The sequence below is a fragment of the Promicromonospora sp. NPDC023805 genome (genome assembly GCF_040639635.1).
GTDB lineage: Bacteria > Actinomycetota > Actinomycetes > Actinomycetales > Cellulomonadaceae > Promicromonospora.
Genome location: NZ_JBFAAH010000016.1, coordinates 1 through 22619 on the forward strand (window position 1 = coordinate 1; position 22619 = coordinate 22619).

Below are 22619 nucleotides of genomic sequence, written 5' to 3' on the forward strand. Positions count from 1 at the left end.
GTCGGAGCGCGTGTCTTCTTCCAGGAGAGGCTCACCTGGCGGATGACCGCAGGCATCGTCCTGATCGCCATAGGGGTCTTCGTGATCGAGCTCGGTCAGCCAGCGTGTACCGGCCGACTACCTCGCTGCACGTCTACTTCGCCGGACGACTACTTCGGCAAGGGGTGGAGCGGGTCAGCCCAGTTCCGGGAACCAGAGGGCGATCTCGCGCGCCGCGGACTCCGTCGAGTCCGAGCCGTGCACGAGGTTCTGCTGCACCTTGGTGCCCCAGTCGCGGCCCAGGTCACCACGGATGGTGCCGGGGGCGGCGTCGGTCGGGTTCGTGGCGCCCGCCAGCGAGCGGAAGCCGGGGATGACGCCCTGGCCCTCGGCCACGACGGCCAGGACCGGGCCCGACATCATGAACTCGACCAGCGGGGCGTAGAACGGCTTGCCCTCGTGCTCGGCGTAGTGCGCGGCGAGCAGCTCGGTGGTGGCGTCCTTGAGCTGCACGGCCCGCAGCGTGTAGCCCTTGGCCTCGATGCGGCGCAGGATCTCGCCGGACAGGCCGCGACGGACGCCGTCCGGCTTGACGAGGACGAGGGTGCGCTCGGCCACGGGCTGCGTCGAGGCCTCCGTGGGCAGGGTCTTCTCTGCGACGTCGGTCATGGAACAACCCTATCCGCGCTCGCCCCGTGAGATGACCATGCACCTGCTGCCAGACCGGGACCCGGCGTGGCAGCAGGTGCATGGTCGATCGGGCTGCGGCTCAGCCCGCGTTCGGGGCCGTCTCGGGGTGGGCCGCGTCGTACTCCGCACGCTCCCTGTCGACCCGGGCGCCGAGGCGCAGGGCGTAGATCCACAGCACCACGAAGACCCCGCCGACCAGGAACATCATCGGCACCAGCAGGCCCATGGCGAGCACCGGAATCTGCGCGACGGTGCCCGCCGCCCGGCCGGCGGCCGAGCCCTGGGCACGGGACAGGATCACGAGCACCACGGCCAGGACACCGCCCAGCGCCCAGATCGCCGCGCTCGACTCGATCTGGAGCGGCCCGCGGCCGAACTCCGAGTCGCGCAGGCCCCACACCGCCAGCGTCGCGAAGATCACGAGGAAGACCTCTAGCAGGAGCGTGGTCGACGTGAACTGCACCAGCGCGGACTTCTTGGGCTTGATGCGGTCACCGGGGGCTGGTTGATCCTTGCTCACCGGACCAGGGTATCCGTCCCCTTGCCCTCCGCGGAGCCCTCGGCAGCACCCTCGGCAGTGTCCCCGGCGGCGCCCTTTGCGGCGTCCCCGGCGGCGTCCTCCATGACCGCCTCACCGCGAGCGATCATGCCTGCCTCGTTGGACAGCTTGACCTCATTGAGGAAGAGCGCGAGCACCAGGCCGACGGCGACCAGCGGCACGAGGTACCAGAAGGCCGGGGCGAGCGAGCTCGCGAACGCGTCGACGACGTCGGTGCGCAGCGGCTCCGGGAGCTGGTTGACGATCCCGGGGGTCAGGCCCGAGCCGCCGCCGGCGGGCGCGCTGCCCTCCGGAAGATCCGCGAAGACGCCCTGCAGGTTCTCCGACAGGCGCGACGTGAACACCGTGGTGAACGCCGCCGTACCCACCGCGGCGCCGATCTCGCGGAAGAAGTTGTTCGACGACGTCGCGGTGCCCAGCTCGTGCGGGTCCACCGAGTTCTGCACGGCGAGCACGATGGTCTGCATGATGAGGCCCATACCGGCGCCGAGCACGAAGATCATCGCGCCGAACAGCCACAGCGGCATGTCGCTCCGCAGCGTGGTCAGCCAGACCATCCCGAGGATCGTGACGGCCAGGCCGACGACCGGGAACATCTTGTAGCGGCCGGTCTTCGAGATCGCGATACCGGAGGCGATCGAGGTCAGCATCACGCCGGCCATCATCGGCAGCATCAGCAGGCCCGACTCGGTGACACCTGCGCCGCTCGACATCTGCAGGAACGTCGGCAGCATCGACATGGCGGAGAACATGCCCATGCCGAGCACCAGGCCGATGAGCGTGGTGATGGTGAACGTCCGGTTCTTGAACAGCCGCAGCGGGATGAGCGGCTCGGACACGCGGTTCTCGATGAGCACGAACAGGCCGACGACGACCGCCGTACCGATCAGCAGGCCGAGCAGCATCGGGTCGGACCAGTCGTAGCCGTCGTTGCCGAGCGACTCCCAGCTCGTCAGCAGGACGATGCCGGTGGTGCCCAGCGCCATCGTGAGGATGCCGCCCCAGTCGGTCGGCCGGTTGGAGCGGTGCGAGGGCAGCTTCAGCGCGAAGTACGCGATGACCCACGCGGCGATGCCGATGGGCACGTTGATCCAGAAGGTCCAGCGCCAGCCGGGACCGTCGGTGAGCCAGCCGCCGAGCAGCGGTCCCGCGACGGCGGAGATGCCGAACAGGGCGCCCATGGGGCCCATGTACTTGCCGCGGTCGGACGCCGGGATGATGTCCGCGATGATCGCCTGGGACAGGATCATCAGGCCACCGCCGCCGAGGCCCTGCACGGCCCGCCAGGCCACCAGCGACTCGAACGTCTGCGCCATGCCGCCACCGATGGAGGCGACGACGAACAGCGCGACCGCGACGAGAAACGGCCAGCGCCGCCCGTAGAGGTCACCGAACTTGCCGTAGAGCGGCATCGCGATGGCGATGGCGAGGATGTAGGCGGTGATGACCCAGCCCTGGTGCTCCACGCCGTTGAGCTCGCCCACGATGGTGGGCATGGCGGTGCCGACGATAGTCTGGTCCAGGGAGGACAGGAACATCGAGGCCATCAGGGCCCCGAAGATCAGCCAGATCGTGCGCTGGTTGAGAACTACCAGCGGCTTGTCCGGCGCCGTGGTGACGGCGTGGCTCATGGATGGTGCCTTTCTGGGGATCAGGTAGAGCTGGGGGTAGCCGAGTGCGGGCGGAAGATCAGGAGTCGAGGTCGCGCGCGACGACGTCGATCAGCTGCGCGACGGCGGAAGGCAGGTGGTCGGCGGGGTTGCCGGCGTACTCGGCGTGCTCCCAGGCGACGAGCGCGGTCCGGAGCAGGAGCAGGACGAGCATCGTCAGCAGCTCGTTGTCCGTGCTGAACGGCTTGACGGCACGGCGGGCCTCGAAGAGCTCGACGAGCTGCTTCTTGTGCCGGTCCATCCAGATCACGTGGCGCTGGAGCAGACGAGGTTCCTGCTGCATGAGGTCCATGGCCCGCCGCACCCGGGCGTGCGCCTCCGCATGCGGCGTGAGCAGCGAGGCGCAGAGGGCCTCCAGGTCGGACAGCAGCCGGCCGGTGGGGCCGCCGTCGACGAACGTCCGGACGACGTCCTCGGACAGGCCCGTGTCCTCCGCGCCGAGCACCGCGTCGTCCTTGGACTCGAAGTAGTTGAAGAAGGTGCGCGCCGACACGCCCGCCTCGGCGCTGATCATCTCGACGGTGACGGCGTCCAGGCCGTGCTCCGCGACGAGCAGCTGCGCCGCGTCGATCAGGGCGGCACGCCGGGCGCGCTTCTTCCGCTCGCGCAGCCCCTGCTCGACGGGCGTCCCCTCGGGAGCGGCGGCGAGCTCGCGCACGTCCGGGCGCGGTTCGGCGTCAGCGGGCGCGGTACCGGCACGCGAAGGGGTGGTGGGGGCCATGCCTCAATTCTTGCACCCCACGCAAAAATTCATCAACTGCAAAAAGCTGAGACGGCAGTCACACCTCGCCGAAGCCGGCGTGGATCATCTCCACCACCGTGGCCACCGCCTCGGCGGCCCGCTCCCCTGTCGCCTCCACGCGCAGCTCACGGCCCTGCGTCGCGCCCAGCGCCATGAGCTGCAGCACGCTGGAGGCGTCCACCCCGTCGATGGTCACGGTGGCACCGAGCTCGGCCACCTTGCGCGAGACCAGCGCGGCCGGCCGTGCGTGCAGGCCGAGCGGGTTGCGCACGGTGACGGTGCGCGAGCGCTCCGACTCGCCGCCCGCTGCGCCGCCCGCCTCGCCGTCCGACGGCGGACCGCCCGCCTCGGGCGACCGCGCCGCCTCGACCGGTGCGAACATCCGGACCGAAGCGTTCGCCGACTCCAGGACCGTGGCCAGGTCCGCACCGCCGTGGGCCGTCACCGCCGCGGCGACGGCGCCCTCGACGAACGGTGCGCGCGCCAGCACCACGTGCTCGGTCAGGGACTCGTCGAGCTCCAGCGCCGCCTCGACCGTGAGGACGGACGATCCGAGGTCGCCGAGCACCACGACGCCGCCGCCCGCGCCGTCCGCGAGCGTCGTCAGGACGTCCCCGAGCGCCTTCTGGACCGCGTCGAGCGAGGTGCCGAGCCCGCCGTCGGGCCCACCACCCACACCGCGGATCAGGACGTCGGGCGCCATCTGCGCCGCGAGCTCGGCCGTGCCGCGGGCCAGCTCTGCGGAGTGGGAGACCAGGACCAGTGCAACGCGCGCCGTCATGCCGCGCTGCGGGGGTCGGCCGACGTCGGTCCCGAGAGGGCGGCGGCCAGCGCCGCGCCCAGCACGAGCGCGGTGGACCGCGCGCCCGGGTCCTCGTGCCCGGCGCTGCGCTCACCGAGATAGGAGGCCCTGCCCTTGGTCGCGATCATCGGGATCGTGGCGGTCGCCGCCTTGTCCGCGGTCTCCGCAGCGGCCCGCAGGACGTCCAGCTCGGAGCCGCCGTCGTTCGCCGCGGCCTCCGCCGCGTCCACCGCCGCATGCCAGGCATCGACCATGGTCTTCTCCCCCACCGTCGCCTTACCGCGCGAGGACACGCCCTCGAGCGCGGCCTCGAGCACGGCCACTATCGCGGGCGGGTCGATCTGCACCCGGCCCGACACCTTGGCCGCCCGCAGGTACGCCGTGCCGTACAGAGGGCCCGCCGCGCCGCCCACCGTGGACATCAGCGTGGTCGCGACGAGCTTCAGGACGTCGCCGACCGTCCGCTCGCCGGCCGGCCCCGGCTCGGCCGCGGCGTCGTCGAGCCGTGCGACGACCGCCTTGAAGCCCCGGTCCAGGTTCTCGCCGTGGTCGCCGTCGCCGATCTGCCGGTCGAGCTCGGTGAGCTCGTCCTTCGCGTCCGCGATCGCATCCGCCGTGCGGCGAACCCATCGCTCGGCCCAGTCCGCGTCCAACGCCATGTCCGGAACCCTTCGTGTCACATCGCCAGTCTCATTGCCAGGGAGCTACCACCGGAGTGCCGCAGTGGTCACCGGCGCGTCCCAGAGTGCCTCCAGCTCGTCGTCCAGACGGAGGACGGTGACCGATGCCCCCTGCATCTCGAGGGACGTCACGTAGTTGCCCACCAGCGAACGGGAAACGGTCACGCCGCGCTCCTCGAGAAGGCGCCGCGCCCGACCATAGACCACATAGAGCTCGGACAGCGGAGTGCCGCCCATACCGTTGACGAACAGCAACACTCGCTCGCCGCGGGCCAGGGCGAGGTCGTCCGCGACGGGCGTGAGCAGCATCTCCGTGACCGTATCGGCGTCGGCTGCGGGGACCCGACGGCGACCCGGCTCGCCGTGGATCCCTATCCCCACCTCTATCTCGTCGTCGCCCAGGTCGAAGCTCGGACGACCCACGTGCGGCACCCTCGGCGCGGCCAGGGCCACCCCCATGGACCGCACGTTCGCGATGACGCGCTCGGCGACGGCGGCCACCCCGGCGAGGTCGGCGCCCCGGTCGGCGGCGGCTCCGGCGATCTTCTCGACGGCGACGGTCCCGGCCACCCCGCGCCGGCCGGCGGTGTAGAGGGAGTCCTGGACGGCTACGTCGTCGTTCACGAGCACGGAGGCGACCGCTATGCCCTCTGCTTCCGCGAGCTCCACCGCCGTCTCGAAGTTGAGCACGTCGCCCGTGTAGTTCTTGACGATCGTCAGCACGCCCGCTCCGCCGTCGGCCGCCTGGATCGCGGGCAGGATCTGGTCCGGGGTCGGTGAGGTGAACACGGCGCCGGGCACGGCGGCGTCGAGCATGCCGTCGCCGACGAAGCCCGCATGCAGCGGTTCGTGCCCCGAACCACCGCCGCTGACCAGGCCTACCTTGCCGGTCACCGCGCCGCCCGCACGGACGACGAACACCGGCGACGTACTGAGCCGGACCAGGTCGGCGTGGGCGAGCGCAAAACCGGCCAGGGAGTTGGCTACGGCATCGGCGGGATCGTTCAGCAGCTTCTTCACGGCGACCTCCTCGCGGGGCCGTTCGGCCTGGCGCTGACGCCGGGCCCGCACACGAGTCCCCTGTAGTTCATGTAACACCAGAACGTCGCCACGAGTACAGCACCCGCCGCCTTCGTTGTGGGCGCGACGATCGGTCAGCCGCGGCCGACCAGGATGCGGGTGTCCGCGACCGTGACCACGGATCCGGTCACGAGCACGCCCGTGCCGACGCCGCCGCCGTGCTTGTCGTTGGCCTCGACCAGGTCGGCCGCGAGCTGCAGCGCCTCGTCGAGGCGGTTGGCCAGGTGCACTCGCTCCTCGCCGAACACCTCCCGCGCGACCACCGCGAGGTCCTCCGGGCTCGCCGACCGCTCCGAGGAGTTCCGGGTCACCACGATCTCCGCGACCGTGGGCTCCAGCACGGACAGGAGCCCCTCGGCGTCCTTGTCCGCCATGACCGCCACGACCGCCACGATGTGCACGAGGTTGAACGACTCCTCGAGCGCATCCACCAGGGCCTCCGCGCCCGCGGGGTTGTGCGCGACGTCGACCACCACGGTCGGGCTGGTCCGCACGACCTCGAGCCGGCCCGGAGCATCGACGTCGCCGAACGCCGCCTCGACGATCTCCGCCCCGAGCGCACGCCCACCGCTCATCAGTGCCTCGGTGGCCGCGAGCGCCAGCAGCGCGTTGTGGGCCTGGTGGGCGCCGTGCAGCGGCAGGAAGATCTCGGTGTAGACGCCGGCGGGCGTGCGCAGGTCGATGAGCTGTCCGCCGACGGCGATGCGCCGGTCCACCACCTCGAGGTCGACGCCCTCACGGATGAGATGGGCGTTGACGCTCCGTGCCCGGGCGAGGATGGGCTCGAAGGCGTCGTCGCGCTGGTCCGCGATCACCGCGACGGCGCCGTCCTTGATGATCCCGGCCTTCTCGGTGGCGATCTCCTCGAGGGTGGAGCCGAGCCAGCGCTCGTGGTCCATGGCGATGGGCGTGATGATGGCGACCTCGCCGTCGACAACGTTGGTGGAGTCCCACGCGCCGCCCATGCCGACCTCGATGATCGCGACGTCGACCGGCGCGTCCGCGAACGCGGCGAACGCCATGACGGTGAGCACCTCGAAGAAGCTCAGGCGCGGCCCGCCCTTCTCCTCGGACTCGCGGTCGGCGACGCCGATGTAGGGCGCGACGTCCTCGAACACCTCGACGAAGCGTTCCTGGGTGAGCGGCTCGCCGTCCACGGCGATGCGCTCGGTGACGCTCGTGAGGTGCGGGGAGGTGAACCGGCCGGTGCGCAGGCCGTGCTCTCGGACGAGGCGCTCGACCATGCGGGCGGTGGAGGACTTGCCGTTGGTCCCGGTGACGTGGACGGTCCGGTAGGCGCGGTGCGGGTCGCCGAGCAGCTCCAGGACGCGCTCGACGCGGGCCATGGTGGGGTCGATGTCGAATTCAGGGGCTCGTGCCGCGATCTCGCGGCGTACTGCTTCAAAGGCTTCGTCCACGTGACGAGGATAGGGTTCCGGAATCAACGTTGCCGATCTCGTGCGGGGGCTCAGCAGGTGTCGGACGAGCAGCAGACGGCGGACACGGCCGATGGTCTCGTGGCCCGGTGGCTGGCTTTGGAGCAGATCTTCAGCCAGGACGGGTACGACGGCGGAGGCCCACCCTGGCCTTCGTCGATCGCGGGGAATGTGTCGGAGCCGACACGAGGTCTGCTCGAGATCACCGGGTCGACGCACCCGCACGTGGTGGTGACCGCCGCGCATGCGACGAACCATGAGCGTGCCGGGGCGCAGAAGGTCGCGGACCGCGGCACGGGCGGCCTCGCCCTCCTGCTCGCTCAGGTGACCGGCTGCACGGCACTCGTCGCGCTGGCCACACCCGGGGACGCGAACTACGACGAGGAGCACCCGCTCAAGGAACGGCTGGCCGACCTACGGCCTACCGTGGTCATCGACCTGCACGGCATGCGGAGTCGTACGGAGTCCGACGTCGACCTCGGTACGGGCACGGGACCGGCTCCCTCCGCAGTCGTCACCGCTCTGAGCACCAGCGGCCTGCGTGTCACCACGAACGCTGTCTTCGACGCCATGCGGCCGACCACGGTCACGGCCTTCGCGCAGGAGCTCGGCATCCCGGCGGTGCAGGTGGAGATCGGAGCGCACCTGCGACCTCCGTCGGGGAAGGGGCTGGCGCTCTCTGGTCTCATCACAGCCTTGGTCACCGCGATCGGACGGCTTGCCTCGCCCACGCCGTCCGACCTGACGACAGTGCCGGTCAAGATCGCCTCCGGACTGCCGACCGCCGTCGTGCACCGGGACCTGCTCGCCGGGACGAACGGACCGGTGCCCGTCACGGTCATCGCGGACCACCACGCCACCGTGGCGTGGGCCTGGAGCGCGGATGCCGACGGGATCCCGGAGTCGGCCCGCGACATCTCCCCCAGCCAGGTCGGTGTGAGCCGCCGGCTGCGCGCCGCCGTGAGCGGTGCCATGTCGGTCTCGCTGCGGGTGCCAGCGATCACAGAGCTGCGGACCTATTCAGCCCTGGTCGATGACATGCCGGGCGCGGATGAGGTACAGGTCAACCCGGAGGACATCAAACCGGGCACCTATCTGCTGGTGCAGGATGGCGTCACAGCGTGGGTACATGCGGTGCCGCGCGATCATGTCCGGCCGGGCACCGTCCGGCTCGCCTACCAGCTTCGGCTCCTCACCGCCTCGGACGGCGCGACGGACAACCCTGTCGTCGCGCTGGTCGCCGCAGAGCCGGCAGTGATCAGGCATCACCTACCCGCCAAGCGGGTCCAACGGGCGAGCGAAGCCGTGGACAGCGCCATGGAACGGCTGTGGCGCGCGCTCTTCCGCGCGCCCGAGTTCTCGGCCCGGGTGATCCAGGCACACGCCGGCGACGACGGGGCGCCGATCGTCACGCTGCACCCGGCGGTCTTCGACCGCATCGGTGTCGAGTCGGGCCAGCAGGTGCTGGTCCGGTGGGGTGGCCGCGAAGTGGTCGCGCTCGCCGTCGCGGACCACGACCCGCCGATGACCGGATCCCTCACCGAGGCGATGAAGAAGGTGCAGCGGGTCAACCGGCTCTGGCCGGACCTGCCGGACGGGATCTCTCCACACACGACGGTCCGCATGTCGACGCGTCTGCGCGACCAGCTGGGCGCGCCGGTCGCGACAGTCGTGACGGTCCGCCGCCGCCTGCGGCCCGTACTGGTGCGAAACCTCAACTCACTGGTCGTGCCGCTGGCGAGCCTGGTGCTCGCCGGTGCTGCCCTGCCCGATCCGCATTGGCCTGCCCTCGGGCTCGGCACAGCCGTGATGTCGGTGTTCGCGCTCGCCCGCCTGCGCATCCCGCAACCTCGGAGCCGAGCACGAGTGGACAAGAACTGGGTCGAGCAGATGCCAGGCCCTGTCGAGACACACGGTTCTGGAGCCGGTCGAGGCGGTGAGAAGGTAGGCGGGTGACCGCCCAGCACCTTCCCGGAGACGCACCCTTCTTCCAGGAGTGGAGCACCAAGCAGCCCGGCACGCGCCGGTCCCTGGCTCGCGCTCGCGCGGTGGGCCAGGCCATGGGCACGTGGGACGCCACACCTCCCGTGCTCGCGGTGGTGGGTTCGAAGGGCAAGGGAACGACGGCTGTGCACGCAGCCGCGACACTCTCCGCGTCTCTGGTCGAGAACAGCCGTCGGGCCCACGTGGGGCTGGTCTCCTCCCCCGGCCTGCGGACGAACCGCGAACGGATGCGGTTCGACGGCCAGGCCATCTCGCTCGACGAGTACGAGCGGGTCTCCCAAGCGCTGGCCCGAGCTCGGATGTCGGTCCCGCCGACGGGCGACGGGTACCTGTCACCCACCGGGTCGTTCACGATCACGGGTGCTGCCTGGGCCGCCGCGCGAGGCGCTGACGTACTCGTGCTGGAGGAGGGACTCGGCGGACGATCCGACGAGATCAGCCTGTTCGAGCCTCTCGTCGTCGCGGTGACGAAGGTGTTCTACGAGCACGGCGAGCTGCTGGGCCCCACGCTCGACGACGTGGCGCGCGACCTGCTCGGCGTCGTAGGCCCCGGGACGCGGACGATCGTGACGGTCGCGCAGGACGCCGAGGTGACGGCGATCGTCGAGGAGACGGCCGCGAGGTTCGGCGCCGAGCTGGTGACCGTGACCGCGGACTCGCCGACGTCAGCGCCGGCAGGTCTTGCGCCGATCACCCGGCTGAATGCCGTGGCCGGGGAGACGGCGGCCCGAGCGGTGGCCTCCGCTCTGGGTTGGCACGTCGGTGATGCCCGCGCCTCGACCGCGCTGGCGAGTGTGCGGGTCCCGGGCCGGCTGAGTCGGCACACGCTCGGCAGTGTGCCCGTGATGGTCGACGGCGCGATCTCGCCCGAGGGCGTCGCCGCCACCGTGGCTGACTACCTCCGGTGGCACGGCCGCCTCGACACGGTGGTGGCCAGCTTCCCGGACACCAAGGACGTCGCGGCGTGCTTCGCCGAGCTGCGCGGGTTTGAGCGGGTGATCCCCTCACGAGCGGACGACTACCTGACGTTCACGAAGGCCGAGGCCCTGTACGACAAGGTGCTGGACGCGCGGACCGCGCTCGCTCTCGGCGTCGAGGCGGCGCGCACACTGGGCGGCGGGTGCCTCATGATCGGCACCCAGTCCTACGTGGCCATCGCGCTGGACGTGCTGGACGTGGCGACCGAGACAGCGTTCGTTCCGCCGTCGGCCTGAGCTCGCCGCGCATCGCACACCCAGGGGCTGACACAGCGCTGCGAGACTTTCATAAGTACAGTTATGATAAGTACACCTATGAAAGAGGCTCCCATGTCAGACCTGCGCCGACCTGCCGAGATGTTCGACCGCGATCGCGAGTGGGCCGCTCTGAGCGCGTTCGTCCAAGACTCGACCCGCGGCGCATCGCTCGGCATCGTGTCCGGCCGGCGACGCCAGGGCAAGACCTTCCTGCTGCGCGCGCTGTGCCAGGCGACAGGCGGGTTCTACTTCGCAGCCGAGGAAGCCACGGACGCCGAGTCCTTGCAGCTCATCGGCGCGGCTCTGGCGGACCACCTCGGGGCTCCCGCACCCTTGACGTTCCGCGACTGGAGCGAAGTGGTGGACGTGCTGCTCACACTGGGCAGAGACGGTGCCACACCAGTCGTGATCGACGAGTTCCCCTACCTGGTACGCGCCAACCCGCGCCTGCCCTCGATCATCCAGAACGCGCTGGCGCCACTGCGCCAGGAGCGTGACGAGAGCCGCACGCGGCTGCTCCTCTGCGGTTCAGCGATGTCGTTCATGGGCAAGCTGCTCAGCGGCGGCGCCCCTCTGCGCGGGCGAGCCGCCCTCGAGCTGGTCGTACCGACACTCGACCACCAACTCGCCGCCCAGTTCTGGGCCGTCGAGGACCCCGTGACCGCCCTGAAGGTGAATGCGATCGTCGGGGGAACCCCGGCCTATCGACGAGAGTTTGCTCGCGATGACACACCTCAGGGCCCGGACGACTTCGACCCGTGGGCGGTTCGCACGGTTCTCTCGCCGACGAGTCCGCTCTTCCGCGAGGCCCGCTATCTCCTGGCCGACGAGCCTGACCTGCGCGACACCGCCGTCTACCACTCCGTGCTGGCAGCGATCGCCTCCGGGAACACGACGCGGGGTCACATCGCGTCCTATCTCGGACGCAAGTCCGGGGATCTCGCCCACCCCCTGACGATCCTCGAAGACTGCGGGCTCATCGTTCACGAGCCCGATGTGTTCCGCGGCAACCGAACGAACTTCCGGATCGCCGAACCGCTCATCACCTTCCATCACGCCGTCATGCGCCCCATCTGGTCCGACCTGGAGCACACCCGCGATGCCTCGCGCTTGTGGCGCGCAGCGCAACGCCGCTTCACCGGCAACGTGCTCGGACCTCACTTCGAGCACGTGGTGCGCCACTGGGTCAGACACCTCGCGCCCGAAGACCTGCTGAGCGACCTACCAAACCTTGTCGGGGCAGGTGTGGTCAATGATCCTGCGGCTCGAACCAGCCATGAGATCGACGTCGCCGCCTTCGGGCACAACGACAGGGACGGATCTCGGCCGCTCCTGGCGATCGGCGAGGTCAAGTGGGGCGACGTGATGGGCCGAGGCCATGTCGACCGACTTGCCCATGTCCGTTCGCTGCTCAGCGCGCAGGGGAAGCCCGGCGCCGAGACCGCACGCGTGCTGTGCGTCAGCGCGGCCGGATTCACGCCGGAGCTTCGTGAGCGCGCGGAGACGGACGAGAGTCTTGTACTGGTTGATGCGGCGGACCTGTATGCGAGTGGCGAGCCCTAAATCGGAGGCGGTGCGCTACATCGGGCTACGCCAGCATCGACCTAGCCAATGTCTATGCATTAATATTTCATGACACATTTAACCCATATATCGTAAGTTCACCCGCTTACGTCAGTCAAATCGCCATATCGTGGCCAAATGACCGAGCAGGGGCACTGGCGCCGCAAGCTCATCGAAGTCTCGATTCCGCTCGAAGAGATCAACGCCGAGTCGGCGCGCGAGAAATCCATCCGTCACGGCCACCCCTCTACGCTGCACCTGTGGTGGGCCCGTCGGCCGCTCGCAGCGGCTCGCGCGGTGCTGTTCGCCCAGCTCGTGGACGATCCGATCGACGACCCGGCGTTCCCAGACGAGGAGAGCCAGAAGGCTGAGCGCGAGCGCCTGCACGCGATCATCCGGCGGCTGGTGAAGTGGGAGAACATCGGCGATGAACGCCTCTACGCCGAGGCGCACGCCGAGATCATGAGGTCCACGGGCGGAAACCCGCCGGTGATCCTGGACCCGTTCGCCGGCGGCGGCACGATCCCGCTGGAGGCACAGCGCCTGGGCCTGGAGGCGCACGCAAGCGACTTGAACCCCGTGGCAGTTCTGATCAACAAGGCACTTATCGAGATCCCGCCAAAGTTCGCCGGGCAGGCACCGGTCTCCCCCGACGCTGAGCAGCGCACCACCGGGTGGCCGCGCGCTACCGGACTGGCGGAGGACGTGCGGCGCTATGGCGCTTGGATGCGGGACCGTGCTGCCGAACGGATCGGCCACCTGTACCCCAAGGCGCAGGTCCCCGTATTGGCCGCCAATGGCACCCCCACCGGCAAGCACACTGAGGCGACCGTCATCGCCTGGATCTGGGCTCGTGCCGTCACGTGTCCTAACCCTGCGTGCGGCATCCGAATGCCGCTGGTGCGTTCCTGGTGGCTCGGGAAGAAGAAGGGCAAGGAAGCTTACGTCGTCGCGTCGGTGGTCGACGATGCCTCGGCGGCCTCGGGAAAGAGCGTAATTTTCACGATCGGGCACGACCAAGAAAGGGCACCCCGAGGGGCCGACGACGGCACTGTCGGGCGCCATGGTGCCACGTGCATAAATTGCGACACCGCAGTTGAGTTTAGATATATACGCTCTGAAGGCCGAGCAAAGCGCGTGGGCGCACAGCTCATGGCCGTGGTCGCGGAGGGCAAGCGACAACGGATCTACTTGGCACCGAGCGAAAGACAGGCCGAAGCCGCTTCTATACCTAAGCCCAACGACACGCCACCTGGTCCGATCTTCAACTGGCCAGGCCGCATCAACGTCTACACATATGGCCTGACCGAGTGGGTAGATTTGTTCACAAATCGCCAACTCACTGCACTTACCACGTTCAGTGACCTAGTGACCGAGGCTCGCGAACACGTACTCAAGGACGCTCGCAACGTGGGTCTTCCCGCCGGCAACCGTCTGGTCGATGACGGCAGCGGCGCGGAGGCTTATGCCGACGCGGTTGCTACCTACCTCGGAGCCATCGTCAGCAAGATGACTGACAGGAATTCCACGCTCGTGAACTGGTACGTGTCCCGCGAATCGACCAGCTCGACATTCTCGCGCCAGGCGCTGCCGATGCTGTGGGACTACTCCGAGGTTGCAGCACTGGGAAACAACACAGGCTCGTTCACCAATTCACTACTCTGGACGGCCGAGAGTATCGAGAAACTTGTCGGGAGCGCAGACACCTCGGTCACGCAAGCAGACGCCAGCGCTAGGTCCTATGACCGAGTCGTCATAAGCACCGATCCGCCTTACTACGACAACATTGGATACAGCGACCTCTCAGATTTTTTCTATGTATGGCTCCGTCGCGCGCTGCGCCCGATCTACCCCGACCTTTTCGGCACCATGCTGGTCCCCAAGGCCGAGGAGTTAGTCGCTAACCCGTACCGACACGGCGGTAAGAAGGCCGCAGAGAGATTCTTCGAGACCGGGTTTGAGCACGTTTTCGGCCGCGCGCGTGAGTCGGCAAACCGGGACTACCCGATCACCGTCTTCTACGCGTTCAAGCAGGCCGAACTAGAGAAAGAAGGTGTCGCCAGCACAGGCTGGTCAACGTTCCTTGAAGGGATGATCCGCCAGGGCTGGAGCATCACCGCTACGTGGCCAGTTCGCTCCGAGATGGCCAATCGCATGATCGCAAGCGGCACCAACGCCCTCGCCTCTTCCATCGTCCTGGCGCTTCGCCCTCGCGAGGCGAGCGCTCCCGCAACGGATCGCTCAGGATTCCTCGCCGCACTTCGCCCGGCACTAGAAAGCGCTCTACCCAAGATCCGCGAAGGTGCCATCGCCCCTGCCGACCTGCGGCAGACCATCCTCGGCCCCGGCATGGCCGTCTACTCCCGATACAGCCGGGTGCTGGAAGCAGACGGCACCCCCATGCCAGTAAAGACCGCTCTGGCCCTCATCAATCGAACATTCGACGCTTTCGAGTCCGAGCAAGACGGCGACCTCGACGCCGATACCCGCTTCTGCCTGGACTGGCTCGCGTCCTACGGCTGGTCCACCCGACCGTACGGCGACGCCGAATCCCTGGCAGTGCCGCTCGGCATCAGCGTGGAAGGCGTCGCCCGCGGCGGCGTCATCACCTCCCGAGGTAACAGGGTCGCCCTGGTCAAGCCACAGGAGCTCGACTCCGCGTGGAATCCGTCCCGCGACGACCGGATCTCCCTCTGGGAAGCGACCTGCCAACTGGCCCGCGCGTATGCCACGGACGGGCGCGCGGGAGCGGCCAAGCTCATGGCCTCGATCACCGACCATCCCAGCGCCCATATCTCGCTGGAGGACATCCAACGCCTCGCCCTGCGCCTCTACGAGCTCCTAGAGACCAAGGACGCGCCGACCGCCGGCCTGTTCAACGGCATCGGCGGAGCCTGGGCCGACATGGTCGCCGCCTCCCGCACCATCCAGTCCGCGCCCGTTCAGGGCGGCTTCGACTTCGAAACCGTGCGCGATACCGAGGGGGACCACTGATGACCACCCTGACGAACCGCGAGAAGGCGATGCGCGGGCTGGACCACCTGCAGTCCGGCATCGCGCCATGGGTGGACATGCGCATGAGGACCCAGGTCCCCGCAGGCAAGGACTGGGTAGAGCTCATGTCTGCCGCCGAATCGGCCAAGTTCGGCTCCACCCGGACGCACTCGCGAGACGACGTACGGTTCCTGCTGCGAGTCATCACCGAGCGCTGGCAGGTATTCCGGAACGACCTGTCGCGTGCCCAGGCGGCCCTAGCCTCCGAACTCCGCGAGTCATCCAACGCAACGTTCCACGGCGAGAAGCTGTCCAGCGACGACACGCACCGCATCCTCGACACCGCTGAGCGGCTGCTGCAGGCCATCGGCGCCGTCGATGACGCCGCGGCCGTCGCCGAACTGCGGCAGATGCACCAGCGCGAGGTGTTCGAGAAGCAGACCCGCAACGTCCTGCGGCAGCGGACCACAGCGGTGGCCGCGACCGCCACCGTGGCCGGGACCACCATCAAGCCGTGGCGCGAGGTGGTCACACCGCACCGGGACGTGCTCACCGGCAGGTTCTCCTCCTCTGAGTTCGCGGCCGACCTGCACGCGGTCGCCACCGGCACCGCCCAGGACGCGCCCGAGTACACCGACCCCGCCCAGTTCTTCGCGCGCACATTCCTGACCAGCGGGCTGAACGAGCTGCTGCGCCGCGCCGTGGAACGGCTGGCCGGGCAGTCAGGCAGTCCGGTGGTGAACCTGCAGACGCAGTTCGGCGGCGGCAAGACCCACTCCATGCTCGCGCTGTACCACCTGTTCTCCCGGACGCCGTCGCGCGGCCTGACCCAGGGCATACAGGACCTGGTCCACGAGGCGCTGCCCGATGCGGAGTTCTCCGACGACGTAGATCCACTGGGCGACCTCGACGTCCGACGCGTCGCCCTGGTGGGCACCTGGCTCTCCTCCGGCGAGCCCAACACCAAAAACGGACGCCCCGGGATCCGGACTCTGTGGGGTGAGCTCGCCTGGCAGCTCGGCGGCCCCGACCCTGCCGACCGACTCGCCGCCTACGAGCGGGTCCGAAACTCCGACGAGCTCGGCGTACCGGCGGGTGAAGCCCTCAGCAGCCTCGTTCAGGACACGATCGCGTCGGGCAGCAAGATCCTGGTGCTCATCGACGAGTGGGTGGCCTACGCCCGGCTGCTGGTCGGCCGCGACGACCTGCCCGCAGGCACCTTCGAGGCCCAGTTCACCTTCGCCCAGCACCTCACCGAGCTGGCCAAGACCACACCCGGGATGATGCTGGTGGTCTCCATCCCGGCGTCGGACACCCTGGACAACGGAGGCGGCGGGTCAGCGCTGGAGGTCGGCGGGCCCAACGGCACAGCGGCGCTGGAACGGCTCCAGCAGGTCATCGGGCGCACCGCCGACGACTGGCGGCCGGCGAACAACGTGGAGTCGTTCGAGATCGTGCGCCGTCGCCTCTTCGAGGAGCCCGACGCCGCGGCGCTGGCCGACATCGCCGCCGTCTCCAAGCAGTACATCAAGTTCTACCGGGACAACGGCGGAATGTTCCCCTCGGACACGACCACCAGCGGCTACGAGGCTCGCGTCCGGGCGGCGTATCCCGTGCACCCCGAGCTCTTCGACCGCCTCTACGAGGACTGGTCCACGCTCCCCAAGTTCCAGCGCACCCGCGGCGTGCTGCAGCTCATGAGCCACGTCATCCACGCACTGTGGGTATCCGACGACCGGTCGCCCTTGATCACGCCCGGCACCGTACCGATCGGCACACCAGAGGTGACCGGTGAGATCACCAAGCTCCTCGACGACTCCTGGAAGACGGTGGTCGAGGCCGACGTCGACGGAGAGACCTCGACCCCCGCGGCGATCGACGCCGAACGCCCCTCGTTCGGCAACCGGGCGCTGACTCGCAGAATCGCCCGGACGGTGTTCGTCGGGTCCATCGGCACCGTCGGCACCGCGCACCGCGGTCTGGACAAGCAGCACGTACGACTCGGCACCGCGGTGCCCGGCGACGCTCTCAGCCATATCGGCGACGCCCGCGAGCTGCTGGGCCAGCGCGCCACCTACTTCTACGAGGACGGTGACCGGTTCTGGTACGACCGATCCGCGTCCGTGGCACGTCTGGCCACCGAGCGTGCAGCCGGCTACCTGGAGGCCGACGTTCACGCGGAGATCACCGACCTGCTGCATGCCGATGCTCGGACCAAGGACACGTTCGCCGGCGTGCACGGCGGGGTCCAGGACACCGCCGAGGTACCGGACGACGGCGGGCTGCGGCTGGCAGTCCTGCACCCCCGCTTCATGTGGTCCCACGAGAAGGCGTCGTCGGCCGCGACCTTCGCTGCGGAGCTGCTCACCCGGTCCGGCACGACCCAGCGCCGTCACCGGAACATGCTGGTCATGGTCTGCGCCGACGCCGGACGTATGCCCGACCTGGACGGCGTAATCCGCGAGTACATGGCTTGGCGTTCGATCGCCGACGACCCCGAGTCGCTCGCGCTGACGATTCCGCAGGCCAACCAGGCGAGGACGCGGGTCGCACGGCTCAAGGCCGCGGTCGACGTCCGCCTTCGCTCCACCTTCACCGCGGCCCTGGTCCCTGTGCAGGAGGCGTCCGGGCATCCAGAGAATCACTTCATCCGCATCGGGGAGGGTCGCGGCACGCTGGCCGAGCGGGTCGCGGAGAAGATCACGTCCGAGGGTCTCCTGGTGCGCCAGCTCGGGCTCGCTCTGCTGCACATGCGCCTGACCGGTCCTCTATCGAACGCCTGGGCAAACGGTCACGTGTGCATGGGCGACCTGTGGTCCTGGTACACCGAGTACCCCTACCTGCAGCGCCTCACCTCACGCTCGGTCCTCGAAGACGCGGTGCTCGCGGTATCCGGGTCCTTCATGTGGCAGGACGAGGGGTTCGCCCTTGCCGCCGGGCTGGACGAGTCCACGGGGCGCTACATCGGCCTCTGGATTCCTGGCGACGTTCCTGAACCGGCGATCGTTCCGGACACCTGGTACCTGGTTCGGCCAGACAGAGCGACGACTCAACGTGCCGAGGAGACGTCGACCGCCGCCACGGCATATGCGCTGTTGCCCGCGACCAGAAGCGCGCCCAGCGACACCGGAGCCATTCCCCGACCCGCGGTGTCCCGGGGCGAACCGGACGGTCAGGGCGACGACACGGACGTCGAACACGGGGCGAGTGGCCGTCCCGGCGGGATGCTGCGCAGGTTCTACGGGACCAAGACTCTCGACCCCGTCACTTACGTCAAGGACTGGAACCTGCTCCGCGAGGAGCTGATCAGCGCGTTGACCGCGGCGGAGGGTACGGCGATCGAGATCACCGTGGATATCCAGGCCACGAACCCGGGCGGGTTTCCGGAGCACACGATCCGTACCGTCCGGGAGAACGCGGAGACGCTGGGACTGGACCAGAAGGGCTTCGAGAGCGAGTGACCGACACGACGCCCTCTGCTGCCGAACCCGTACTCACCACAGGGTTGGACGCCCTCGTGCCGGGAGTCCGGGTAGGAGGTGTGACCGGGAGTCCGGTCACCGTGATCGCCACACGGTGGATCGGACGGTCGGCGATGCAGCTGACCTATCGAGAGTCGAGCGGCGTGACGGGGGACGCCGTCCTGCGGCGATCGGACGAGCCACGTCTGAACATCGAACTGCCTGCCGGGCGTGCTTTCGACGCGGATCCCGCGGACTGGCGCCTTGCGGCGGAGGCCCTTCGCATCCGGTACGCGGCGTCGCACGATCCCATGCTCGCAGTGTCCACGTCCGACATGGACCCGCTCCCCCACCAGCTGAGGGCTGTGTACTCAGAGGTGCTGCCCCGCACACCGCTGCGGTTCCTGCTCGCGGACGATCCCGGCGCAGGCAAGACGATCATGGCCGGCTTGTACATCAAGGAGCTCGACCTCCGGGGCGACCTGGAACGGTGCCTGATCGTGGCTCCCGGATCACTGGTCGAGCAGTGGCAGGACGAGCTGGTGCAGAAGTTCGACCTACGGTTCGAGGTGCTCACCAAGTCGGCGGTCGACGCGGCCAGGACACCGGGAGATGTGTTCGCAAAGTACCCGCGCCTGATCGCTCGCATGGACCAACTCTCCCGCCATCAGGGACTGCTGGATGCCCTGGAACGGTCCGAGTGGGACCTGGTGATCGTGGACGAGGCACACCGCATGTCGGCGAGCTGGTCCGGCCAAGAGCTCAAGCAGACGAAGCGATACCAGCTCGGAAAGGTGCTCGGCGACGTAGCCCGGCACCTGTTGCTCATGACCGCGACGCCGCACTCGGGGCACGCTGACCAGTTCCAGCTCTTCCTCGCCCTGTTGGATGCTGATCGGTTCGAAGGTCGCCCACGCGGCGACGAAGCGCTGCCGAGCCCTGACGATCTGATGCGCCGCATGCTCAAGGAACAGTTGCTCACGATGGACGGCCGACCGCTGTTCCCCGAGCGGCGGGCCTACACAGTGCCTTATGACCTCTCCGCGGGTGAGAGCGAGCTCTACGAGGCGGTGACCACCTACGTGGGCACGGAGATGGGCCGTGCCGACCGGCTGACCTTGGACGGGCAGCGCCGCAGCACCGTCGGGTTCGCCCTGACAGTGCTGCAGCGGCGGTTGGCATCGAGCCCGGAGGCGATCCTGCGGAGCCTGGAGCGACGGCGCGACCGCCTGCAGTCCCGCGTCGACGAGATCGGTGTCTCCGGGACTCGAGCCGCGGTCGTGCCGTCAGCACGTACCGTGGGCTGGGACGACCAGACGATCGACGACCGGCTCGACGACCTGGACGCGGCCGAGCTGGAGGACCTCGAGGACGAGGTGCTCGACGCGGCGACCGCGGCCCGCACCGTAGCGGAGCTACGGGCAGAGATCGTCACTCTGGACAGTTTGGTCGACCTGGCACGGCGAGTTCGCCTGTCGGGAACCGACCGCAAGTGGACCGAGCTGCGCTCGATCCTCACCGAGCAGGGCGTGGTGACGACGCCCGGCGGGGAGCCGCGCAAGCTGATCGTTTTCACGGAGCACAGGGACACGCTGACGTATCTGGTTCGCCAGGTCGCCATGTTGTTCGGCGACCCCGGTGCCGTGGTGTCGATCCACGGTGGAGTCCCCCGCGACGCACGCCGGAACACGACCGAACGGTTCACCCAGGACCGGAACGTACGGGTCCTGGTCGCCACCGATGCGGCCGGTGAGGGACTGAACCTGCAGCGAGCGCACCTGATGGTCAACTACGACCTGCCGTGGAACCCCAACCGGATCGAGCAACGGTTCGGACGCATCCATCGCATCGGACAGACCGAGACGTGCCACCTGTGGAACCTGTACGCCGCTGGGACACGTGAGGGTGACGTCTTCGATCGGCTGCTCACCAAGGTGGAACGGCAGCGCAAGGACTTCGGCGGGCAGGTGTTCGACGTCCTCGGTGAGGCGTTCGAGAACCAGCCCTTGCGCCAGCTGCTCCTCGAGGCGATCCGCTACGGCGACCGGCCGGACGTGCGCGCCAGGTTGGAAGAGGTGATCGATGCCGCCGTTGGTGACGGGCTGGAGCAACTGCTGGCCCAACGAGCCCTGAACGTCGAGACTCTGACGCTCGCGGACTCGGCGGAGATTGCTCGGCAGCTTGAGCTGGCACAGGCTCGGCGGCTTCAACCGCACTATCTGAGGGCGTTCTTTCACGCCGCGTTCAAGCGTCTGGGCGGCAGGATCACCGGACGCGAGGCCGGCCGCTACGAGATCACGCGCGTTCCAGAACGTCTGCGTCGCGCAGACACGGGCACGGGTGCCCAGCACGTCCTGGACCGGTACGAACGGGTGTGTTTCGAACGCGGCGAGATCCGCCAACCGGGCCGCCCGCTGGCGGAGCTTCTCGCCCCAGGTCACCCGCTGCTGGACGCCGTCGTCGACCTCACCATCAAAGACCTCGGCCCCACCCTCGAACAGGGCACTGTGCTCTTCGACGCAGACTCCGAGGCGACCGAGCCGTGGTTGCTCGTCGCGACCACCGAGTCGATCAACAACGGGCACGGCGCAACCATCTCCCGGCGGTTCGCCTATACCGAGCTCACCCCCGACGGCCTCGCTCGTCCGGGAGGACCGGCGCCGTACCTCGACTACGAACCACTGCCACAGCGGGTTTCGACGATCGCGAAGACCGCCAACAGCGAGCCCTGGCTCAATCGTGGCGCCGAGGAGTTCGCCCTGGAATGGGCTACTGAGAACACGTTGCCTGCACACTTCGAGGGAGTACTGAAAGTTGTAGCCGGACGCGTGGCGAAGACGTATGCCGCGGTGCGTTCTCGACTGATTTCCGAGATAAGCCACTGGGACGGCGAGTCAGCCCGGCTGAAGGACCTGCTCGCGACGGGCAGATCCGCCCGGATGCGCCCCGAGACTGCCTACCGGAGAGCCCGAGATCTTGAGGAACGCCTCGCGAACCGCATGGCCTCGCTCGACCTGGAGAAGCAGCTGACGGCTCAGGTCCCGCACATCCGCGGCTCGGCGCTCGTCATTCCTGCCGGTATGGATCCGGCCAGAGCACGCAGGGAAGGTCGGGAAGCTCCGCACCACCCCAAGGACACGGCCCGCGTGGAACAACGTGCCGTCGACGCCGTGCTCACCGCCGAGCGTGGCCTGGACGCGGAGCCCTTCGAGATGCCACCGAACAATCCCGGGTTCGACATCCGGTCCGTACGCACCGACGGAACTGTGGTCCAGATCGAGGTCAAGGGACGGATCGTGGGTGCCGACGACTTCACGGTCACGAAGAACGAGGTAATCCACGCGAAGAACCTCGGCGAAACGCACCGCCTCGCGCTCGTCGAGGTGTCAGCTGGACCGGCCAGCGAGGACCGCGTCCGGTACGTGACGAACGCGTTCGACGACACTGACACGGACGACTTCACGACCACCAAATACGTCAAGGACTGGAGGAAGCTCTGGCGTATGGGCGGCGCACCACGGTGATCGCTCGATAGCAGCGTCGCGCTGGCGAACGTATGAATGCCAGGTCGGATGAGTTGGAAGCGAACACCGAGACGGGGTTCGTGCCGTCGCTGCCTTGTTCGATCTCAATCAGCTCGTCGCGACAACTCCTCTGCACCTGGGTAGGGTCCTTGAAAACCTACGAGAAGGCGAGACCCCTGCGAGGGGCTCGCCTTCTCGTC

14 protein-coding genes are annotated in these 22619 nt (G+C 68.6%); 6 read left to right on the plus strand and 8 right to left on the minus strand.

Translation table 11 applies throughout. The features are described 5' to 3' along the window. Positions 1-174: 174 nt before the first annotated feature. The 8 genes from ndk to AB0F70_RS16515 all read right to left on the minus strand — a co-directional run bounded on the left by ndk (position 175) and on the right by AB0F70_RS16515 (position 7620). Complete coding sequence (gene ndk / locus AB0F70_RS16480) at positions 175-648, minus strand: nucleoside-diphosphate kinase (protein ID WP_357450091.1); 474 nt, start codon at positions 646-648, stop codon at positions 175-177. A 100-nt stretch (positions 649-748) separates the two neighbouring features. Then, entirely contained in the window at positions 749-1189 is a 441-nt protein-coding gene (locus tag AB0F70_RS16485; RefSeq protein WP_357450094.1) for a DUF4233 domain-containing protein, read from the minus strand. Then, positions 1186-2859, minus strand: a complete 1674-nt coding sequence (locus AB0F70_RS16490; protein ID WP_357450098.1) for an MDR family MFS transporter — start codon at positions 2857-2859, stop codon at positions 1186-1188. The genes AB0F70_RS16485 and AB0F70_RS16490 overlap by 4 nt, the downstream gene beginning before the upstream one ends. Before the next feature lie 58 nt (positions 2860-2917). Further along, complete coding sequence (locus tag AB0F70_RS16495; protein ID WP_357450101.1) at positions 2918-3619, minus strand: TetR/AcrR family transcriptional regulator; 702 nt, start codon at positions 3617-3619, stop codon at positions 2918-2920. Positions 3620-3677: 58 nt separating this feature from the next. Further along, positions 3678-4421, minus strand: a complete 744-nt coding sequence (gene dhaM / locus AB0F70_RS16500) for a dihydroxyacetone kinase phosphoryl donor subunit DhaM (protein ID WP_357450104.1) — start codon at positions 4419-4421, stop codon at positions 3678-3680. Next, complete coding sequence (dhaL, locus tag AB0F70_RS16505; protein ID WP_357450107.1) at positions 4418-5101, minus strand: dihydroxyacetone kinase subunit DhaL; 684 nt, start codon at positions 5099-5101, stop codon at positions 4418-4420. Before dhaL ends, dhaM begins: the two co-directional genes overlap by 4 nt. 45 nt (positions 5102-5146) lie before the next feature. Beyond that, positions 5147-6142 (minus strand): dihydroxyacetone kinase subunit DhaK, encoded by a 996-nt coding sequence (gene dhaK / locus AB0F70_RS16510; protein WP_357450110.1) that lies wholly within the window; start codon positions 6140-6142, stop codon positions 5147-5149. Positions 6143-6276: 134 nt separating this feature from the next. Next, positions 6277-7620: a folylpolyglutamate synthase/dihydrofolate synthase family protein gene (locus tag AB0F70_RS16515; protein WP_357450113.1), complete on the minus strand. Its 1344-nt coding sequence runs from the start codon at positions 7618-7620 to the stop codon at positions 6277-6279. A gap of 57 nt (positions 7621-7677) precedes the next feature. Here AB0F70_RS16515 and AB0F70_RS16520 point away from each other — a divergent pair, with 57 nt between their 5' ends. The 6 genes from AB0F70_RS16520 to AB0F70_RS16545 all read left to right on the plus strand — a co-directional run bounded on the left by AB0F70_RS16520 (position 7678) and on the right by AB0F70_RS16545 (position 22419). Continuing rightward, the gene (locus AB0F70_RS16520) at positions 7678-9594 is read left to right on the plus strand and encodes a hypothetical protein (protein WP_357450117.1); all 1917 of its coding nucleotides are present in this window, start codon (positions 7678-7680) and stop codon (positions 9592-9594) included. Then, positions 9591-10856, plus strand: coding sequence for a hypothetical protein (locus AB0F70_RS16525; RefSeq protein WP_357450120.1), 1266 nt, complete (start codon positions 9591-9593; stop codon positions 10854-10856). Before AB0F70_RS16520 ends, AB0F70_RS16525 begins: the two co-directional genes overlap by 4 nt. Before the next feature lie 93 nt (positions 10857-10949). Then, positions 10950-12440, plus strand: a complete 1491-nt coding sequence (locus AB0F70_RS16530; RefSeq protein ID WP_357450123.1) for a hypothetical protein — start codon at positions 10950-10952, stop codon at positions 12438-12440. 138 nt (positions 12441-12578) lie between these two features. Continuing rightward, positions 12579-15434 carry a DUF1156 domain-containing protein gene (locus AB0F70_RS16535; protein ID WP_357450126.1) on the plus strand — a complete coding sequence of 952 codons (2856 nt, stop codon included), beginning with the start codon at positions 12579-12581 and terminating at the stop codon, positions 15432-15434. Then, positions 15434-18895, plus strand: a complete 3462-nt coding sequence (locus tag AB0F70_RS16540) for a Swt1 family HEPN domain-containing protein (protein ID WP_357450129.1) — start codon at positions 15434-15436, stop codon at positions 18893-18895. The genes AB0F70_RS16535 and AB0F70_RS16540 overlap by 1 nt, the downstream gene beginning before the upstream one ends. Positions 18896-18975: 80 nt before the next feature. Continuing rightward, positions 18976-22419 (plus strand): helicase-related protein, encoded by a 3444-nt coding sequence (locus AB0F70_RS16545; protein ID WP_357450132.1) that lies wholly within the window; start codon positions 18976-18978, stop codon positions 22417-22419. The last annotated feature ends 200 nt before the right edge of the window (positions 22420-22619 follow it).